At 62.8% G+C, this 16,328-nt stretch carries 14 protein-coding genes; 7 read left to right on the forward strand and 7 right to left on the reverse strand.

Going from position 1 to position 16,328, the window contains the following annotated elements; genetic code table 11:
* Positions 1–331: 331 nt before the first annotated feature.
* A complete protein-coding gene (locus AC0V2Y_RS23440; RefSeq protein WP_475417669.1) occupies positions 332–1,492 on the reverse strand; it encodes a Fic family protein in 1,161 nt (386 codons plus the stop codon).
* Positions 1,493–1,941: 449 nt separating this feature from the next.
* On the opposite strand from AC0V2Y_RS23440, the gene AC0V2Y_RS23445 reads away from it, so the two are divergent.
* The gene (locus AC0V2Y_RS23445) at positions 1,942–3,003 is read left to right on the forward strand and encodes a GGDEF domain-containing protein (protein WP_475417670.1); all 1,062 of its coding nucleotides are present in this window, start codon (positions 1,942–1,944) and stop codon (positions 3,001–3,003) included.
* Here the strand turns inward: AC0V2Y_RS23445 and AC0V2Y_RS23450 are convergent.
* A complete protein-coding gene (locus tag AC0V2Y_RS23450) occupies positions 2,982–3,350 on the reverse strand; it encodes a hypothetical protein (protein WP_475417671.1) in 369 nt (122 codons plus the stop codon). The genes AC0V2Y_RS23445 and AC0V2Y_RS23450 overlap by 22 nt on opposite strands.
* Positions 3,351–3,472: 122 nt before the next feature.
* Here AC0V2Y_RS23450 and AC0V2Y_RS23455 point away from each other — a divergent pair, with 122 nt between their 5' ends.
* Positions 3,473–4,483, forward strand: coding sequence for a hypothetical protein (locus tag AC0V2Y_RS23455; RefSeq protein WP_475417672.1), 1,011 nt, complete (start codon positions 3,473–3,475; stop codon positions 4,481–4,483).
* A 159-nt stretch (positions 4,484–4,642) separates the two neighbouring features.
* Positions 4,643–5,794 carry an AI-2E family transporter gene (locus AC0V2Y_RS23460; RefSeq protein WP_475417673.1) on the forward strand — a complete coding sequence of 384 codons (1,152 nt, stop codon included), beginning with the start codon at positions 4,643–4,645 and terminating at the stop codon, positions 5,792–5,794.
* 1 nt (position 5,795) lies between these two features.
* On the opposite strand, the gene AC0V2Y_RS23465 is transcribed toward AC0V2Y_RS23460, so the two are convergent.
* The 3 genes from AC0V2Y_RS23465 to AC0V2Y_RS23475 form a co-directional block, all read right to left on the reverse strand.
* Positions 5,796–7,526, reverse strand: coding sequence for a methyl-accepting chemotaxis protein (locus tag AC0V2Y_RS23465; RefSeq protein WP_475417674.1), 1,731 nt, complete (start codon positions 7,524–7,526; stop codon positions 5,796–5,798).
* Positions 7,527–8,036: 510 nt separating this feature from the next.
* Positions 8,037–9,647, reverse strand: coding sequence for a toxin-antitoxin system YwqK family antitoxin (locus AC0V2Y_RS23470; protein WP_475417675.1), 1,611 nt, complete (start codon positions 9,645–9,647; stop codon positions 8,037–8,039).
* Positions 9,648–9,688: 41 nt separating this feature from the next.
* A complete protein-coding gene (locus AC0V2Y_RS23475) occupies positions 9,689–10,603 on the reverse strand; it encodes a DMT family transporter (protein ID WP_475417676.1) in 915 nt (304 codons plus the stop codon).
* A 102-nt stretch (positions 10,604–10,705) separates the two neighbouring features.
* Between AC0V2Y_RS23475 and AC0V2Y_RS23480 the strand changes: the two genes are divergently transcribed.
* The 3 genes from AC0V2Y_RS23480 (at position 10,706) to AC0V2Y_RS23490 (ending at position 12,787) form a co-directional block, all read left to right on the forward strand.
* Positions 10,706–11,494, forward strand: coding sequence for an AraC family transcriptional regulator (locus tag AC0V2Y_RS23480; protein WP_475417677.1), 789 nt, complete (start codon positions 10,706–10,708; stop codon positions 11,492–11,494).
* Between the two features lie 117 nt (positions 11,495–11,611).
* A complete protein-coding gene (locus AC0V2Y_RS23485; protein WP_475417678.1) occupies positions 11,612–12,211 on the forward strand; it encodes a MarC family protein in 600 nt (199 codons plus the stop codon).
* Positions 12,212–12,241: 30 nt separating this feature from the next.
* Positions 12,242–12,787, forward strand: a complete 546-nt coding sequence (locus AC0V2Y_RS23490; protein WP_475417679.1) for a DinB family protein — start codon at positions 12,242–12,244, stop codon at positions 12,785–12,787.
* Here AC0V2Y_RS23490 and AC0V2Y_RS23495 read toward each other — a convergent pair.
* Entirely contained in the window at positions 12,752–13,942 is a 1,191-nt protein-coding gene (locus AC0V2Y_RS23495) for an MFS transporter (protein WP_475417680.1), read from the reverse strand. The genes AC0V2Y_RS23490 and AC0V2Y_RS23495 overlap by 36 nt on opposite strands.
* Positions 13,939–15,141 carry a serine hydrolase domain-containing protein gene (locus AC0V2Y_RS23500; RefSeq protein WP_475417681.1) on the reverse strand — a complete coding sequence of 401 codons (1,203 nt, stop codon included), beginning with the start codon at positions 15,139–15,141 and terminating at the stop codon, positions 13,939–13,941. Before AC0V2Y_RS23500 ends, AC0V2Y_RS23495 begins: the two co-directional genes overlap by 4 nt.
* A gap of 114 nt (positions 15,142–15,255) precedes the next feature.
* Here AC0V2Y_RS23500 and AC0V2Y_RS23505 point away from each other — a divergent pair, with 114 nt between their 5' ends.
* The gene (locus AC0V2Y_RS23505) at positions 15,256–16,146 is read left to right on the forward strand and encodes a LysR family transcriptional regulator (protein ID WP_475417682.1); all 891 of its coding nucleotides are present in this window, start codon (positions 15,256–15,258) and stop codon (positions 16,144–16,146) included.
* Positions 16,147–16,328 lie beyond the last annotated feature (182 nt).

The following is a 16,328-nucleotide window of genomic DNA, read 5'->3' on the forward strand; positions in this document are numbered from 1 at the left end:
ATTAAATTATTTGATAAAAATCATGAAAAAATGGTTTTTACAGGGAACCAGTGCTTTCATACTGTATAACAAGCAAGGGCCTATTGATAAAAAGGTACTTATAGAAAAGGCTTCCATCAAGCTGTGGGACAACGCGCTCCAGCCATGATGCCCGACAGTACGTTGGCTTGTCCCAAAATACATCGACGACGCAACAGATACGAGACGGGGTCAGGTCCGCCATTACGACACGATCTCAGCCATGCCGATATCCAAACCTCTACGCAATCTCAGCGCCAATGCATCAACGCGCAGCACGCCGCTGGGATTCCAGAGTTTCTGGACAATATCGTTAGCTTGTTTCCTGATTCAAAATGTTGATGTAAGCACCGTAGGCATACACGCGGTTACGTTTTTGGCCGGTCACTTCCTGCACCATGCCCAGCGTACCTGCCATGGCATCGAGTGCCTTGCCCACTGTCGCGGCGGTCAAGCCGGTGGTCTTGCTCAGGGCGGCAATATTCAAGATGGGGTGCGCAAACAGCGCATCGAGGATTTGCCTGGCCGACCCCGCCAGGCGACCCAGTTCCGCCAACCGTGCCTTGTCTTGCGCCAGCAACTGCGTCAGCGCCTGGGCCGTGCTGACGGCCTGATTGGCGGTGGCGGCGATGGCATCGGCAAAGAACAGCAGCCATGCTTCCCAGTTGCCGCTGATGCGTACTTGTTGCAGCAAGCTGTAGTAGGTTTCACGATGTTGTTTGAAAAACACGGAAAGATACAGCAGCGGCTCCTGCAAAATACGGGCGTCAACCAGTATCAGCGGTATCAGCATGCGACCGAGGCGGCCATTGCCATCCAGAAACGGATGAATGGTTTCAAATTGCACATGCGACAATGCCGCTTTGATAAGGGCGGCAGTCGGCTGCGGCACGTCATTGATGAAGTTTTCCAGTGCAGCCCAGCAGTCAGCGAGCTGGTTGGCGGGCGGCGGCACAAACGTTGCCTCATCGGCGCGATGTCCGCCTATCCACACCTGATTGCGACGAAATTCGCCAGGGCTGCGCTGCACGCCCCTGCCCGACGTCATCAGCACTTGATGCATTTCCGTCAGTAATCGAAAACTGATGGGCTGCCCTTGCCGTATCCGTTCCACACCCAGCGACATCGCCTTGACGTAGCACGAGACCTCTTGCACATCATCGAGCGGCACGCCAGGCTGCCCGTCTATCTCATACAGCATCAGGTCGCTGAGCGACGATTGCGTGCCCTCAATTTGGGAAGACATGACGGCTTCCTTGCGCACATAGCTGTACAGGAACAGCCGTGCATCAGGCAAGAGCGTGCTGATGGCATCGAGTCGCCCCAGCGCGATCAAGGCTTCGTCCAGGCGGCTTTGCAGCTTGCCGTTCAAGTCCAGCGCCGGCACTGGTGGCAGTGGCAAGGGCACAAAGGCCTGGCACGCGACACCGCCGGCAATGGTCGATGTGTAAGTCCCTGTGAGTCCACGTTGCATAGATTCGCTGAAGTTAAAATGAATGGAGGTTTTATTTTAACTTACGGAGAAAAATGAAATAATGAAATCCTTATTTTATGTTGACGCTATCAAGCCGCCTTCGGCAACAGCACTTCCCAAAAGGTTTGCAACACTTGTTCCAACTTGCCGTCCAACCTCGCGTTAGGACGCAGACGATACTGGCGGCGATATCCTGATTGGTCTTGCTGCACCAGGCGGTTTGCCGCATGGCCTCGGTATAGCTATGTTGATCGAGCAATAAGCGCACTTCCTTCATACTGTGGCGGCACGAGGACACTGGCCGCCGATTTCCAGGCCCATCTCCCCACTGCCTCCAAGAAACCAGTACACTAGTTCCTGAGCGCAACTAATTTTGTACGCGCGCCATGCCGCCTGCCGTTGCCGGGAGGCGCCCCTGCCGCAAGGCGTGTTGTCTCTGGACAAATGCAATGTTCACTTCGCGCAGCCTGTCGCCTGCCTTCTATTACCTGTTCTTTTCAGGAGAACGGGAGCAGCAGCAGCGCTTTTTCAAGGAACTGCATTTCATTTCGATAGCCATCCTGACGTTTGGCCTGGCTTGCTGGCTGGTCACGTTCAGCCTGACCCTGCCGCGCGCTTCGCTCGATCATGCGCAGGCGGCGCTGGGGGTGACGGGCATGCTGGCCGGGCTGCTGCTGACCGTGTATGCGAAGTCCTTGCAGGCGATTATCGCCAGCGGTACCATCAGCGTGCTGTTCATCGCTTTCGGCTTTCGCGTGCTGATGCTGGGCACGGAAGACCCCGCTTTTTGGGTGTTGCCGCTGGGGGTGATGATCACCCTGACAACGGCACCCATCTTCAGCGGCATCGCGTATTACCTGGGCGTATCGCTGTGCGTGTGGGCCATGCTGGGGCTGGGACAGTTCCCCGTGCATGCGGGCCAGGCCGACCAGCATTGGCCCGTGCTGGCCGTCACCATCAGCGTGATCATCGGCCTGGCGCTGAACATCTATTTTCTCGTCTTGCGCATCCACAACTACCGCGCCCAGCGCGAACTGGCGACGATGGCCTACAAGGATGGCTTGACCGGGCTCAACAACCGCCGCATGTTCACGCAAAGCGCGCGCGCCTTGCAGCGCACGGCGCGCACGCCCGCGTATTTCCTGATGATCGACATCGACGACTTCAAGCAGATCAACGACGTGCATGGCCATGACGTGGGCGACGAAGTGCTGAAAAGGATCGCCGAGGTGATCGCGGGGCTGTCAGGCGAGCACCTGTGCGGCCGCCTGGGCGGCGAAGAGTTCGCCGTCATTTACCTGGGCGAAAAGAACGCGGCCTGCGCCTTTGCCGCGCAGCTGGTCGATGCCGTCGAGGCGGCTTTCGTACCGGAACGCAAGGTGTCCGTCAGCATCGGCGTCGCGGAATTGCTCAAGGAAGTCGACTTGTCGCACAGCTACCGGCGCGCCGACGAATCCTTGTACCTGGCCAAGAAGAACGGCAAGAACCGCTACGTGCTCAACGCCGCCTGAACGCCATCGTACGGCCCCGCATCGAGCAGCGCCAGCAAGGCTTGCGGCGCAATCTTCCACGGGTCGCGCTGGTCGGGGTCCACCCCGTACCAGCTGTCCTGCGCGCCGATCTTGAGGATGGTCAAGGGGATATCCTTGCCCTCGAAGAAGGCCAGCATGCGGCGGATCAAACGGCTCACCTTGGCATGGTCTTCCTGGTACAAAGAACAGGCATAAAAGCAGCCCTTCTCTCCCATGCGCAATTTCCTGGCCGCGCCGACACGCGATTGGAGCACATACTTGTGCAGGAACTCGGTCACGACCTCATCGTCAACGGGAATACTGCAGGAAATGGTGATCTTGGCCATGGCAAGGGGGCAGTGATTCAATAGACTAGCTTAGCAGAAAGCGTTTCATTCCTGAAATGCTAAGATCGCGGCGCGCGCATGCCGGCGCCCGGACCGGCATGGCCTCTCGACCAGGATTGCCATTGAACATACGCCTCATTTATCCCCTGCTGTCGCTGTGCGCGGCTCTGGGCACGTCACCGTTTGCGCTGGCGCAAACGCAAGCGACCGAAGACGCCGCCTTCGTGGCCGCCACCGTGCCCGTCTCCGTGCCGTCGCCGCCGCTCAGCCTGAACGAGCATCCGCAAATCCGCGCCGACGTCTTCAAGCTGCTCGGCTATGCGCGCGGCAACTACACGCAGGGCGATAGCCTGATCGCGCTTCAGGCGCTCGACAGCATGCGCTCACTGGAACACATCCAGCGCACCATGCTGCCCGACGGGCGTTCCGTGCTGGCGTCCATCAACCCCGACGCACACGGCGCGCAGCGCGCCGCCATGCTGTTCGACCCGCAACGCAAGCTGTTGGCCCTGGGCCTCGTCAACGGTCATTGCCAGGCCGCCATCGGCGATGCCGTGCCCGCCTGCCTGCCGTCCACCCATACCGTGCTGACGGTGTTTGTACCGCCGGGCGCGCAGGACGAGATGGCCGCGCCGCTGCTCGTGTGGGCGCGGCAACTGCCGCCCATGCTGGCGCAGGCTGCGCCGGAACAGCGGCAAAGCATTGCTGCGGTGGAATACATCACCACGCGTCCCGGCCAGCCCGGCTGGGAGCCGCGCGACCTGCCGCCCGGCTTTCCTCCCCGCTTGCTGCACCTGTTGCTGCCGAGCGCGGAACTGAACAGCAGCGCCAGCGGCGGCAAGCTCATTACACCGGCGGGCCTGGCCGGTTTGCCCATGCGCACGCCTACGGAAGCGGCCGAGGCCGGCGACGAGCCCCTGCCCGATGCCAGCATCACCCTGCGCAGCTATGCCGATTTCCACTGGGTGCTCAACACCTATGCCAAGCTGGCCAAGGGCGCGCAAGTGCAGGGGCATGACGACAAGGTCGTGTTCACGGGCAGCGACACGAGCGGCCGCTACACAGTCACCCTGCGCGAACCGGGCAAGAAAGACAGCGTGCTCATCACCGTGGCCAGCTGGCGGACAAAATAAGGAGGGAACAGGGAAAGCATTGCCATTACGCACAAGAGCATGGCATTTTGGCATTTTGCGGTATGATTTCCGGCCGTGCGGCGCGGCCCGATCCCTGCCTTGCCCACCCAGCCCTTCAAGCCAGCCACGCTTGCGTAGCATCCTGCCCTAAGGAGTCATATGTTCGGTTTTAACTTGCGCGTCGCCAAGATGGTGTGGACGGCTTTTCTCGTCGCTTTTTTGTTATTCCTCACGTACAAGGTATCGTCGACCCTGATCGTGGTGGTGTTTGCGGTGTTCTTCAGCTACCTCGTGTATCCGCTGATCGGGCTGCTGGAACGGTACGGGCCGAAGCGCCTGCCGCGCACGGCCAGTATCGGCATCGTCTTCCTGGTGGTGATCTTGCTGGTGGCGGTGCTGGGGTCGATCTTCGGGGCGCGCATCGAGGAAGAGGCGATCAAGCTCAGCGATCAGTTGCCGACCCTACTCAGGGGCAACAACTTTGCCGAGCGCATCCCGTTGCCGGAATTCATGGAGCCGTTGCGCGCGCGCCTGCTGTCCTTCATGCAGACGCAGCTGAGCAGCGGTACGGGCCAAGCCATGCCGCTGGCGAAGGAACTGGGCTTGACCGTCATGCATGCGGCCAGCAACCTGATCTATCTGGTGCTGGTGCCCGTGCTGAGCTTTTTGCTGATCAAGGAAGGCCCGGACATGCGCGACGGCTTGCTGTCCCTGCTGAACCGCCCGAACAAGAAGCTCTGGGGCGCCATCATCGATGACCTCGACATCTTGCTGTCGCGCTATGTGCGCGCCCTGCTGCTGTTGTCGATCGCCACGTTTGTGTCCTACAGCATCGCCTTTTCCCTGATGGGCGTGCCGTACAGCCTGCTGTTGGCAGGTGCCGCCGCCCTGCTGGAATTCATCCCGTTTGCCGGCCCGCTGGCGGCGGCCGTCATCGCCGTGGTCGTGGCCGGTTTCAGCGGTTTCGAGCACGTGTTCTGGCTGATCGGCTTTATCGCCGCCTACCGTTTGTTCCAGGATTACGTGGTCAACCCATATTTGATGAGCGAAGGCGTGGAAGTGAGCCCGCTGATGGTGATCGTCGGCTTGCTGGCCGGCGACCAGCTGGGCGGCGTGGTCGGCATCTTCCTGTCCGTGCCCGTGATGGCGGCCATCAAGATCGTCTTCGTGCGCGCGCGGGCGGCCTTGCAGGCGCGCCACGATGCACTGGAGAAAGCGGAACAGGCGGCGGAAGAAGCGCGCGCCCAGGCCCTGGCCGAGGCGGCGCTGCTGCAGGAACAGGGCAGCAAGGCGGCCCTGGAACCTCGCTAGCTTAGAACTCTTCCCATTCGCCGCTGTTGTCGGCGGCCGGCTTGGCAGCACGTGACTGGGCCGGAGCGGCTGCCGAGGCGATGCGGCTTGGCGCCAGGCGCAGCGCCGGGCGTTTCAAGGCCGCGCCTGCGGCGGCCACGACAGGCTTGCGCAAGGCGAGCTTGGCCGCTGCCGGGCCGCTGTGGGCGGCGTCGAGCTTGAAGATGCTGACCATCTCGGCCAGCGCCGCCGCCTGTTCCTGCATCGCTTCCGAGGCGGCCGCCGCTTCTTCCACCAGCGCCGCATTCTGTTGCGTCACGGTATCCATTTCCGCCACGGCCTGGTTGATCTGGCCGATGCCCAGTTCCTGCTCGTGGCCGGCGGCGCTGATTTCGCCCATGATGTCCGTCACGCGGCGGATGCTGGAGACGATCTCGTCCATCGTCGTGCCCGTCTGACTGACCAGCGCGCTGCCGGCGCCCACGTTCTGCACCGACGCTTCGATCAGCATTTTGATGTCCTTGGCGGCGGAAGCCGAGCGGTGCGCCAGGTTGCGCACTTCCGTGGCGACGACGGCAAAACCACGACCCTGCTCGCCCGCGCGGGCCGCTTCCACGGCCGCGTTCAGGGCCAGGATGTTGGTCTGGAAGGCGATGCCGTCGATCACGCCGATGATGTCGGCGATCTTTTTCGACGATTCGCTGATGGTGCCCATGGTATCGACCACTTGCGCCACCAGCGCGCCGCCTTTCACCGCCACGTCCGAGGCGGAGACGGCCAGTTGGTTCGCCTGGCGCGCATTGTCCGAGTTCTGCTTGACGGTCGAGGTCAGCTCTTCCAGCGACGAGGCCGTTTCTTCCAGGCTCGACGCTTGCTGCTCCGTGCGGCTCGACAGATCCAGGTTGCCCGAGGCGATTTCATTGCTGGCCGTGGCGATGGCGCCGCTGCCGTCGCGCACGCCGCGCACGGTGGTCGACAGACGCTCCTGCATCTGTTTCAGGCCGCCCAGCAGGGCGCCCATCTCGTCGTGGCGCGTGATGACGATGTCGTTGGCCAGGTTGCCGTCGGAAATGGCGCCGAAATGGCGCAGGGCCTGGTCCAGCGGGCCGAAGATGGCGCGCAGCAGCAAGAAGCTGGAAATAATCGTCAGCAAGGCGCCCACTATCATGCCGGCGATGGCCATGGTTACCTGAGTATGGTAACTGGACTGGCTATCCGCATACATCCTGGCGGCCGAGGTGGCCTGGTATTGCGTCAAGGTTTCGGCGGCCTGGTCCAGGGTGCGGTACAGCGGCGTCAGCCCCGCCATCATCAGCTTGTCCGCCTGTTCGATATTGTTTTCGCGCAAAGCCTTGCTCATGACGAGCAAGCCGTTGTTCATGTAGTCGCTGCGCTTCTTGTCCATGTCGTCGGACAGGCGCTTTTCGTCCGTGCTTTGCGGCAAGGCCAGGTACACCTTCCAGGACTTGCTGGACGCTTCCATGAATTGTTCCGCGCGGGCCAGGGTATCCTTGGCATCGGCCGCTTCGGGGTGCACCATCACGCGGTCCATCGTGAAGCGGGCGCGGCCCAGGGCAATTTGCGATTCACCGATCGCTTGCGTCGAGGCCAGCTGATTGCTGTAGACCTCGTTGAGACTGTTGTTGGCCGATTTCAGGCTGATAATGCTCATCACGCCCAGCAAGGCGATCAGCACGCCCAGCACGCTCATGGTAGCGATCAGACGCATTTTTATTGTTATATTCGACAGCATGCAATTTCCTTGGTAAGGGCGCGACCGTGCCACCGCCTGCCGGGTGGGGTAGCGGCAAACGCCAGATGGGCGGATCACGTGAATTGTTCAGGACAGGTCGATACGGCTTGTGCGGCGGCAGGGGGAAAGGCGGCCCGCGCATATCGTCAGGAGTGCAAGACAGGGCAACGAGGTCGAGGTTTCCTGTACTTTTAATTTCCTGACTGCAAGATACAGGGAAAGATTACTAGTAGCAACATCCAGTATGGATTTTCACGATTTGTAACAAGCGGATGATGTTTTTTGCGCAGAACTGGCATTCCGCTGCCGTGCGCGGTCGCGCGGGAATGCCATTTATGCTAAGTAACCCCCAATAAATTATTGTGATTTCTGACTGCCGTAACCGGCGCTCTGCGGCGTTGCTCACTGCTAGCAGTGCCCGCACTGCGTCGCAGCGAGCGCCTTGCATAGCATCCGGTTCTGTTCGTCATAAATTCACACTAATTTCCCGAGGATTACTTAGCCAACTAGTTAATACATGGTTTCTTCGATGAGCTGTCCATCGTCGCGGAAATACTGAAACCGGCCCGTTTTCCTGCCCATGTTGTAGGCGCCTATCTGCTTCGGTTTTCCGTTCTGGAAATGTTCGATGTTGACGCCATGCAGCACGCCCTGGTGCCAGTTGCGATGGAATTGCGGCAGTTCGCCATCGGGAAACAACAGGGTTTCCGCGCCATCGCGCTTGCCGTCGGCAAAGCTGCCCTGGTAACGCCGCTTGCCGTCCGGATAAAAACTTTCCATCGTGCCATGGAGCACACCGAAGCGGTAATGCTCGACCAGTTCCAGCTGGCCGCCGGCCGCATACTGCTCCAGCTTGCCATCGGGTTTACCATCGAGCATGGTCAACACTTGCCAGCCGCCGTCCGGCGTCGCCTTCTTCCACAGCCCCTGTTTCACATCATCGACATAGTTGCCGCCACCACCGGGCTCCACCCACTGGCCCTGCTTTTTGCCGCTCACATAAGTACCCTGCCATTGCACCACGCCACCGACGCGGCGCTCGCTGGGCCCCTCCAGGCGGTCTTTCACGAAATGGTCGTAACCGGTGAAACTGTGCATGTCCGCTGCGCGCCATTCGGCCACGCCCGGACTCACTTCCCAGCGCCCCGTGCGCTGCCCACGCCGCATCTGGCCCGTCGTCGTTTCGTCACCGCTTTCATACGTCCATGGTCCCTCCGCCTTGTCGTCGACAAAGGCGCCAGACGAGCGGATGGTGTTCGGCTCTTCGTAATGCCATACGCCGGTACGCTTGCCCTGCGCATACAGGCCGCGGGCAAACACGCTGCCCATGCAGCAATTGACGTCATACTCGATGAATAGCCCGTCCTGGCTGGCGGCAAAGCGCTGCGGCTGCGTTTCCCAGGTGATCCACTTGACGTGGTAGCTGGGCGCGAAGCCCCCTTCCCAGCCCTTGCCCAGCAGATACGTGACTGTGAGGAAATGGCCATCCTTTTCCTGATACGTCTTTTTATAGGCAAACGCGGGGGCGTCGGCCGGTTTGCCCGGCAGTAACTCGCCGTCGATATTGAAATAGCCGACCAGGGTGCCGTGCGCATGCTCGATGGCGTCGAACCCGGCCACGCCCGTGGGCGCGTAGGCGATGCTGTAATCGATCAGTTGCAGGGACGCCAGCGCGGCGCGCACCCGCGCCTCGTCCATGGTTTTGGCACCGCGCACGATGGCATCCAGCGCGGGCTGCAAGGTGGCCACCTTGAACATCTTGCCGCCGCTGCGCTCGTAGCGGTAGGCATGCAAGCCAAAGCGGTTGTCACTGCGGCTGAGCACGAACGTGGTTTCGCCTTCGCTGTCGAGATCCAGCTGGAACACGGCCTCGATGCTGGCCTGGCCGTACTTGTCCAGATTCATGCGTTTTTCACTGATGCCCTTGCACTGGCAATAGTAGCCGTTGACCTCGCCATTTTCCCGCAGGAAAGCCAGCACCACGCCGCCGTCGCGGCGCTCGACGGCGCTGGCGTAGGCCATGGACTGGCCTTCATAGAAACGCGGCGCGGCCTGGGCCGGCGCCAGGGCGCCCAAGGCCAGCGCCATGGCCATCGTGCGCATCCAAGATGTTTGCCGCATGTCAACTCCACTGCCGAAAAACCGCCATTATGCATGGCCGCTCAGGCAAGACCGGACACGCGAGGACGCCGGCGCCACAGGGGGCGCTGCACCGTCTGCGCCAGCAGCACGCCCAGCAGCGAGATGCCGCCGCCGACCAGGTGATACACATGCATGCTTTCATGCAGCCAGACGATGGCCAGCAAGGCCGTCAGCAAGGGCAGCAGGTTGACGTAGATGCTGCAGCGGTTCGGCCCCAGCAGTTTGACGCCCTCGATCCACAAATAGGACAGCACGATGGACGAGCCGATGCCCGCATAGCCGATCAGGGGCAAGGTGGTGGCGTCCAGCCTGGCGCTGCCGGGCGGCAACAGCAGGAACAGGGGCAGCATGCAGGCCAGGGCCGCCAGCGCCTGGCAATAGATGGCTTGCCAGGCGGGAATGGACAGACGCCAGCGACGCAGCAGCACGCCGTACAGGGCAAAGATCAGGCAGGCCAGCAGCATCAGCGCATCGCCCGCATGCACGCCCTGCTGCAGCAAGGCCAGCACGTCGCCGCGTCCCACCAGGTACAGCAAGCCGCCGAACGACAGCACGCCGCCGGCCGCCATGCCGACAGTCAATCGCTCGCCCAGCAGCAGCACGCTGAGCAGGGCCGTCATCAGCGGCGCCAGCGCCGTGACGATGGCCATGTTCGTCGCCGTCGTCGATTCGGCGGCGCGGTAGGACAGGCTCTGGAACAGCGCCATCGACATCAGGCCGCACAAGGCCAGCTGCCACCACTGGCGCCGCAGCGCATGACGGTTGCGCCACAGGGGGCGGGCGATAAACGGCGTCATCACCAGCAAGACCAGCACCAGGCGGTAAACCGTGATGGCCGTGGGGGCGATGCTGGACGCGGCCAGCTTCGAGACGACGACGTTGCCGGCCCACAGCAGCATGGCGAGAAACGGATACAGATAGGCGCGCACAGGCATGTATAGCTCCAGGAATAGTTGCGGGGAACCATCATGCCGCAGGCGCACCGCGCCTTCTCGCGCTAAGATGTCCATACCTATCGCAAAACTGACGCTCTTTTTATGGATTGCACTTCCCCCGCCTTTCAGGAATTGCTGCCCGTCACGGCGCGCGCCATGGCGCTGGCCGTCGACTATGCGCATGGCCACGTGATTTCCGTACACCGCCACACGCATGCGCAATTGCTGTATGCCATCGAAGGCGTGATGACCATCGAGGCGCAGGGCGGGCGCTGGGTGGTGCCGCCCACGCGCGGCGTGTGGTTGCAGCCCGGCATCGCGCACCAGGTGCGCATGAGCGGCGCCGTGAAAATGCGCACGCTGTTCGTCAACTGCGCCAATTCTCCATTGCTGCCTGGCCACAGCTGCGTGCTCGACATCAGCCCCCTGCTGCGGCAACTGATCGTGGCGGCCGTCGACATTGCGCCCGACTTCGCGGAAGGCAGCCGCGACTGGCATCTGCTGCAATTGCTGTTGCACGAACTGGGCAGCCTGCCCGTGCTGCCCCTGTACCTGCCCTTGCCTGCGGACGTGCGTCTGCGCGGCATTTGCGCGCGGCTGATGGAGCAACCGGGCGAGCAAGTGACGGTGGCGCACTGGGCGCAGGAACTGGCGATCACCGAGCGCAGCCTGCACCGCTTGTTCCAGAAGCAGACGGGCATGCGCTTCGGCCAGTGGCGCCAGCAGGCGCGGCTGCTGCGGGCGCTGGAGCAATTGGCGCGCGGCGGCAAGGTCATCGATGTGGCGATGGACAATGGCTACACGAGCCAAAGCGCGTTTACGGCCATGTTCAAAAAGCATTTCGGCACCACGCCGACGGCGTTTTACCAGGCAAAAGTCATCGCGGCATAAAAAAAATGCTGCTATGCATCAATAATTATGGGCGATCGCCGCCGGGCTTGTTATCATCGCAAGCCTTATCGCACCGCGCCCATCCTGGCAGCGGTGTTGACCTTATCTCTCACCGCCATGACACAGAATTTCTTCCAGACATTTATCCTGCTCTTGCTCGTCACCGACCCGTTCGGCAACGTTTCCCTGTTCGTCAATGCCCTGAAACGGGTACCCATCGAGCGGCGCTGGAAAGTCGTGGTGCGCGAATGCCTGATCGCCTTCGGCATTTTGCTGCTGTTCATGTTCTTCGGCCGCCATTTCCTGAACGCCTTGCAATTGTCGGAAGTGGCGCTGCGCATCGGCGGCGGCGTGATCCTGTTCCTGATCGCCATGCGCATGGTGTTTCCACAGCCAAACGCGGGCAATAGCGACCACGAAATGGGCGGCGAGCCGTTCATCGTGCCGCTGGCCATCCCCGCGCTGGCCGGCCCGTCGGCCCTGGCCACCGTGCTGCTGTTTTCCTCGCATGAAATGAACGACGTGATCGCCCACGTGGCGGGGCTGACGGCCGTGGCCGCCGTCTGGCTGGCCGTCTTCCTGTGCGCCGAACGCTTGCAGCGGGCGCTCGGTCCAAGGGTCATGACGGCGTTCGAGCGCCTGATGGGCTTGATCCTGACGGCGATGGCCATTGAAATGCTGCTGGCCGGCATACGCGCGTTTTTGAAGTCCGTTTAATATTGTCATTCATCCACTGGAGGAATCATCATGAGTCGTTGCGCCCACATTCGCCTGATGGCCGATTACAACCAGTGGATGAATGCCAAGGTCTACGCGGCGGCGGCCAGCCTGCCGCCCGGCGAGCTGGAGCGTGAGCGGGGCGCCTTCTTCGGCTCCCTGCTGGCCACCCTGAACCACGTGATGGTGGGCGACACCTTGTGGATGCAGCGCTACGCGAAACATCCGGCCGGTTTCCCCCTGCTCGATCCCATCCGCGCCATCACGCCGCCCACCTCGCTGACGCAACCGCTGTTCGCGGCCGAGGATTTTGCCGCCATGCATGCGCACCGGCTGTGGCTGGACCAGGTCATCATCGACTGGGCCGCTTCCATCCGCGAAGAAGACCTCGACCATTTGCTCGATTACCGCAACAGCAAGGGGCCGAACCGGCGCGAGTTTTTCAGCCTGCTCATGCATTTCTTCAACCACCAGACGCATCACCGTGGCCAGGCCAGCACCTTGCTGTCGCAAGCGGGCGTGGACATCGGCGATACGGATTTACTGTTTCGCATCCCCAACCATATCGAGGACTGAGGGCAGGCGATAGCGCCACGCCTTGATCCCGATCAAGGCCAGCGCCAGCGCCCCCAGCAGCGCGCCGCAAGCCAGCGCACCCCGCATGCCATAGGACTCGATGGCCATGCCGCCGGCCAGCGCGCCCAGCGTCACGCCCAGGTTGATGGCGGCGATATACACGCCGATGGCGAACGCGGGCGCCTCGCGCGCTTCGCTGCTGAGCCACACTTGCGTGACGATCAGCCCGCTCGTATGCGCCGCGCCCCAGAACAGCAGCAACACGGTCAGCGCCGCCCAGCCGATATCGCTGCCCGCATGCCGGTACAGCAGCCAGTACGCCAGCCCCAGCAGCACGGGCTGCAGCAAGACCGTGCGCAGCACGTGCGTGCCCAGCTGGCGCCCGGCGTACAGATTGCCCGCCACGCCGCCCACGCCAAACATCACCAGCGCCAGCCCCGTCTGGCGCGCCGACAAGCCCGCCACCTGCTGCAGATACGCGGCCGCATACGCATACACGGCAAACATGGCGGCAAACACCAGCACGGCGGCGGCAATGGTGAACCACAGGGCAGGTTTGCGCAGCACGGCCAGCTGGCGGCCATACGTCAGCGGCGCCTCGCGCGGCGTGTCGGGCAGAAACAGATACAGCCCCAGCGCCGCCAGGGCATTCACGAGGGCGCAGGCGAGAAACGACGCCTCATAGCCAACTTGCGCGGCGATCCACGTGGTCAGCGGAATGCCCAGCACCATGCCCATGCTGGTGCCCGTAAACGCATGCGCGCCGGCCCGCGCCGCCTGCTGCGGTGGATACAGGGCGGCGGCCGCCACCATGGCCAGCGAGAAATACACGGGGTGGAACAGGGCCGGCACCACGCGCAGCGCCAGCAGCAGCCCGAAGCGCGGCGCATACGCAGACACCACGCTGGCCAGGGCAAACACGAGAAGCGAGACGATCAGCACGGGCTTGCGGCGCCAGCGCGTGGCCAGCAGCACGAGGAAGGGGCCGCCCACGGCGATCACCAGCGCGAACAGGCTCACCAGCGAACCGGCGTGCGCGGCCGTCACGCCGTAACGCTGCATGATCATCGGCAAGATGCCCACCACGCCAAACTCGATGCAATACACGCCGAACAGGCCCAGCGCGAGGAAGACGATGGGGTGCGGGCGCGTCATGACATGTCCTTGGCGCCAGCTTCCTTGTTGCCATAAATCGCCTGGCACAGTTGCGTCACGAAGGGTCCCGCCATGCCCTCCAGCGCCGTATTCGTGAACGCCACCACGGACAATTCCTGCGCCGGGTCGACAAACCACGAGTGGCCATACGTGCCGCCCATGCGCCAGCTGCCCACGGATTCCGGTGTGGCGGCAGCAAGCGGGTCCGTCAATACCGTGACCCCCAGGCCGAAGCCCCGTCCCGGCCAGAACGGCAAATCAAAACCGCCCGTCTGGTTTGCTCCCATCTGCCGCGCCAGCGCCGGCGGCAGCAGCGGCGCGCCGCCCTGGCGCAAGGTTTCCAGCAGGCGCATGAAGTCGGGGGCGGAACCCACCATGCCGGCGCCGCCGGACGGATACGCGTGCGCGTCGAGCGCCCTTGCCGGCGACAAGGTAAAGCCGGCCATGCCGACGAGAAACGGCAGATGGTCTTCCCCCGCATCGCGCAAACGGCGCGGCCGGGCCTCGCCTGCCGCGCGGTCCGGATCCGCATACGCGACGGCCAGGCGCGCCGCGTCGGTGCTGATAAAGCCCGTGTCGCGCATGGCCAGCGGGCCTGTCACCAGCTGTGCCACGGCCTGCGCCAGCGGCAAAGCAGTCACCGCTTCGATCACGGCGCCCAGCACGTCGGTGGCGATCGAATACGCCCAGCGCTCACCCGGTGCAAACGCGAGCGGCACGGTGGCCAGGCGGCGCAGATTGTCTGCCAGGGTAATGCGGGACGCATCCATGCCGTCGGACACGCCAGCCCGTGCATACGCGCCGCGCCGCGGCTGGAAAAAGCCGTAGTCAAGGCCAGCCGTATGCGTAAGCAGGTGGCGCACGGTCATCGCCGCCACCGTACCGTCCGGCTGGCGCGGCGCGAAATACGGCAGCCAGCGCGCCACCGGGTCGTCCAGCCCCAGACGGTCCTGTCCCACCAGCGCCAGCGCGGCCGTCGAGACGATGGGTTTGCTGACGGACGCCAGGCGGAAGACGGCGTCTTCCACCATGGGCGTGCCCGCCTCGCGGTCCAGGTGGCCGGCCGCGCGGCGGTACACGTCCTGGCCGCGCTGGCGCACCAGCACCACGGCGCCCACCAGGCGCTGCTGCCGCAGCACGGCATCGAGCAAGGGATCGATGCGGGCGGACAAGGCCGCGGGAGAGAAGTTGTACATCATGGCTCAGCCTTTCAAATGATCAGGCTGCCAAGGTAAGCCAGGCGCGATCAAAGAAAAACAGGCTATAGTTTCAGTCTGTGCGGACGTTGACATCCGCAATCAAAAAGGGAAACCATGGATAATCTGGCGGGATTCACGGCCTTCGTACAGGCGGCGGAAATGCGCAGTTTCGTGGCGGCGGGCCGGGTGCTGGGGATTTCCGCCTCGGCCGTGGGCAAGAGCATCGCGCGGCTGGAAGAGCGGCTCGGTGTGCGTCTGTTTCACCGCAGCACGCGCAGCATCGCGCTCACCAGCGAAGGCACCGTGTTTCTCGAACGCTGCCGGCGCATCCTGGGCGAGATCGAAGCGGCCGAGCAGGAATTATCCAACAGCAAGAGCGCGCCGCAAGGCCGCCTGCGCGTCAGCCTGCCGCTGGTGGGCAGCCTGCTCAATCCCGTGCTGGCCGCGTTCGCGCGTGCCTATCCGCAGGTGGAACTCGACCTCGATTTCAGCGACCGCCGGGTCGACGTCATCGAGGAGGGATATGACGCCGTCGTGCGCGCGGGCGAAAGCGCCGACAGCCGTTTGATGAGCCGCCAACTGGGGCAGTTCCAGCTGCAACTGGTGGCCGCGCCCGCCTACCTGGCACAGCATGGCACGCCGCTGCTGCCAGCCGAGCTGGTCCAGCACACCTGTCTGCTGTACAAATTTCCCAGCAGCGGTAAGGTCGAGGCGTGGCCCTTGCCCGAGTGGAATGCCCTGCACGCGGCCGGCTTGCCGACTGTGCTCAACTGTAACAACGTCGACACCCTGCTGCACTTTGCCGAAAGCGGCCTGGGCATCGCCGCCCTGCCCGACTTCGCCGTGCGGGCGGCACTGGCGGCGGACCGCCTGCGGCCGGTGCTGGACGCGCACCGCCGGCACGACGGCGCCTTTCGCATCCTGTGGCCCAGCAGCCGCCACCTGACGCCGAAACTGCGCGCCTTCATCGACTTCCTCACTGCCCACGTGTTTCCCCAGCGCTGATGTTTCCTGCGGTAGCGCTCGTTGTTTCCATGCGACAACTTATTTCATTTGCCGCCAGTTCTTGAACTTTTCACGGACTTGATACAATTATTTGTATTGCAGTGCGGAATTTTGAGGAACAATTACAGGCTGGCCGCCCATACGTACAAACCCGTAGCCCCGGTCCGTCCGACGTTTCCTCA

The organism is Janthinobacterium sp. BHSEK (genome assembly GCF_056174685.1).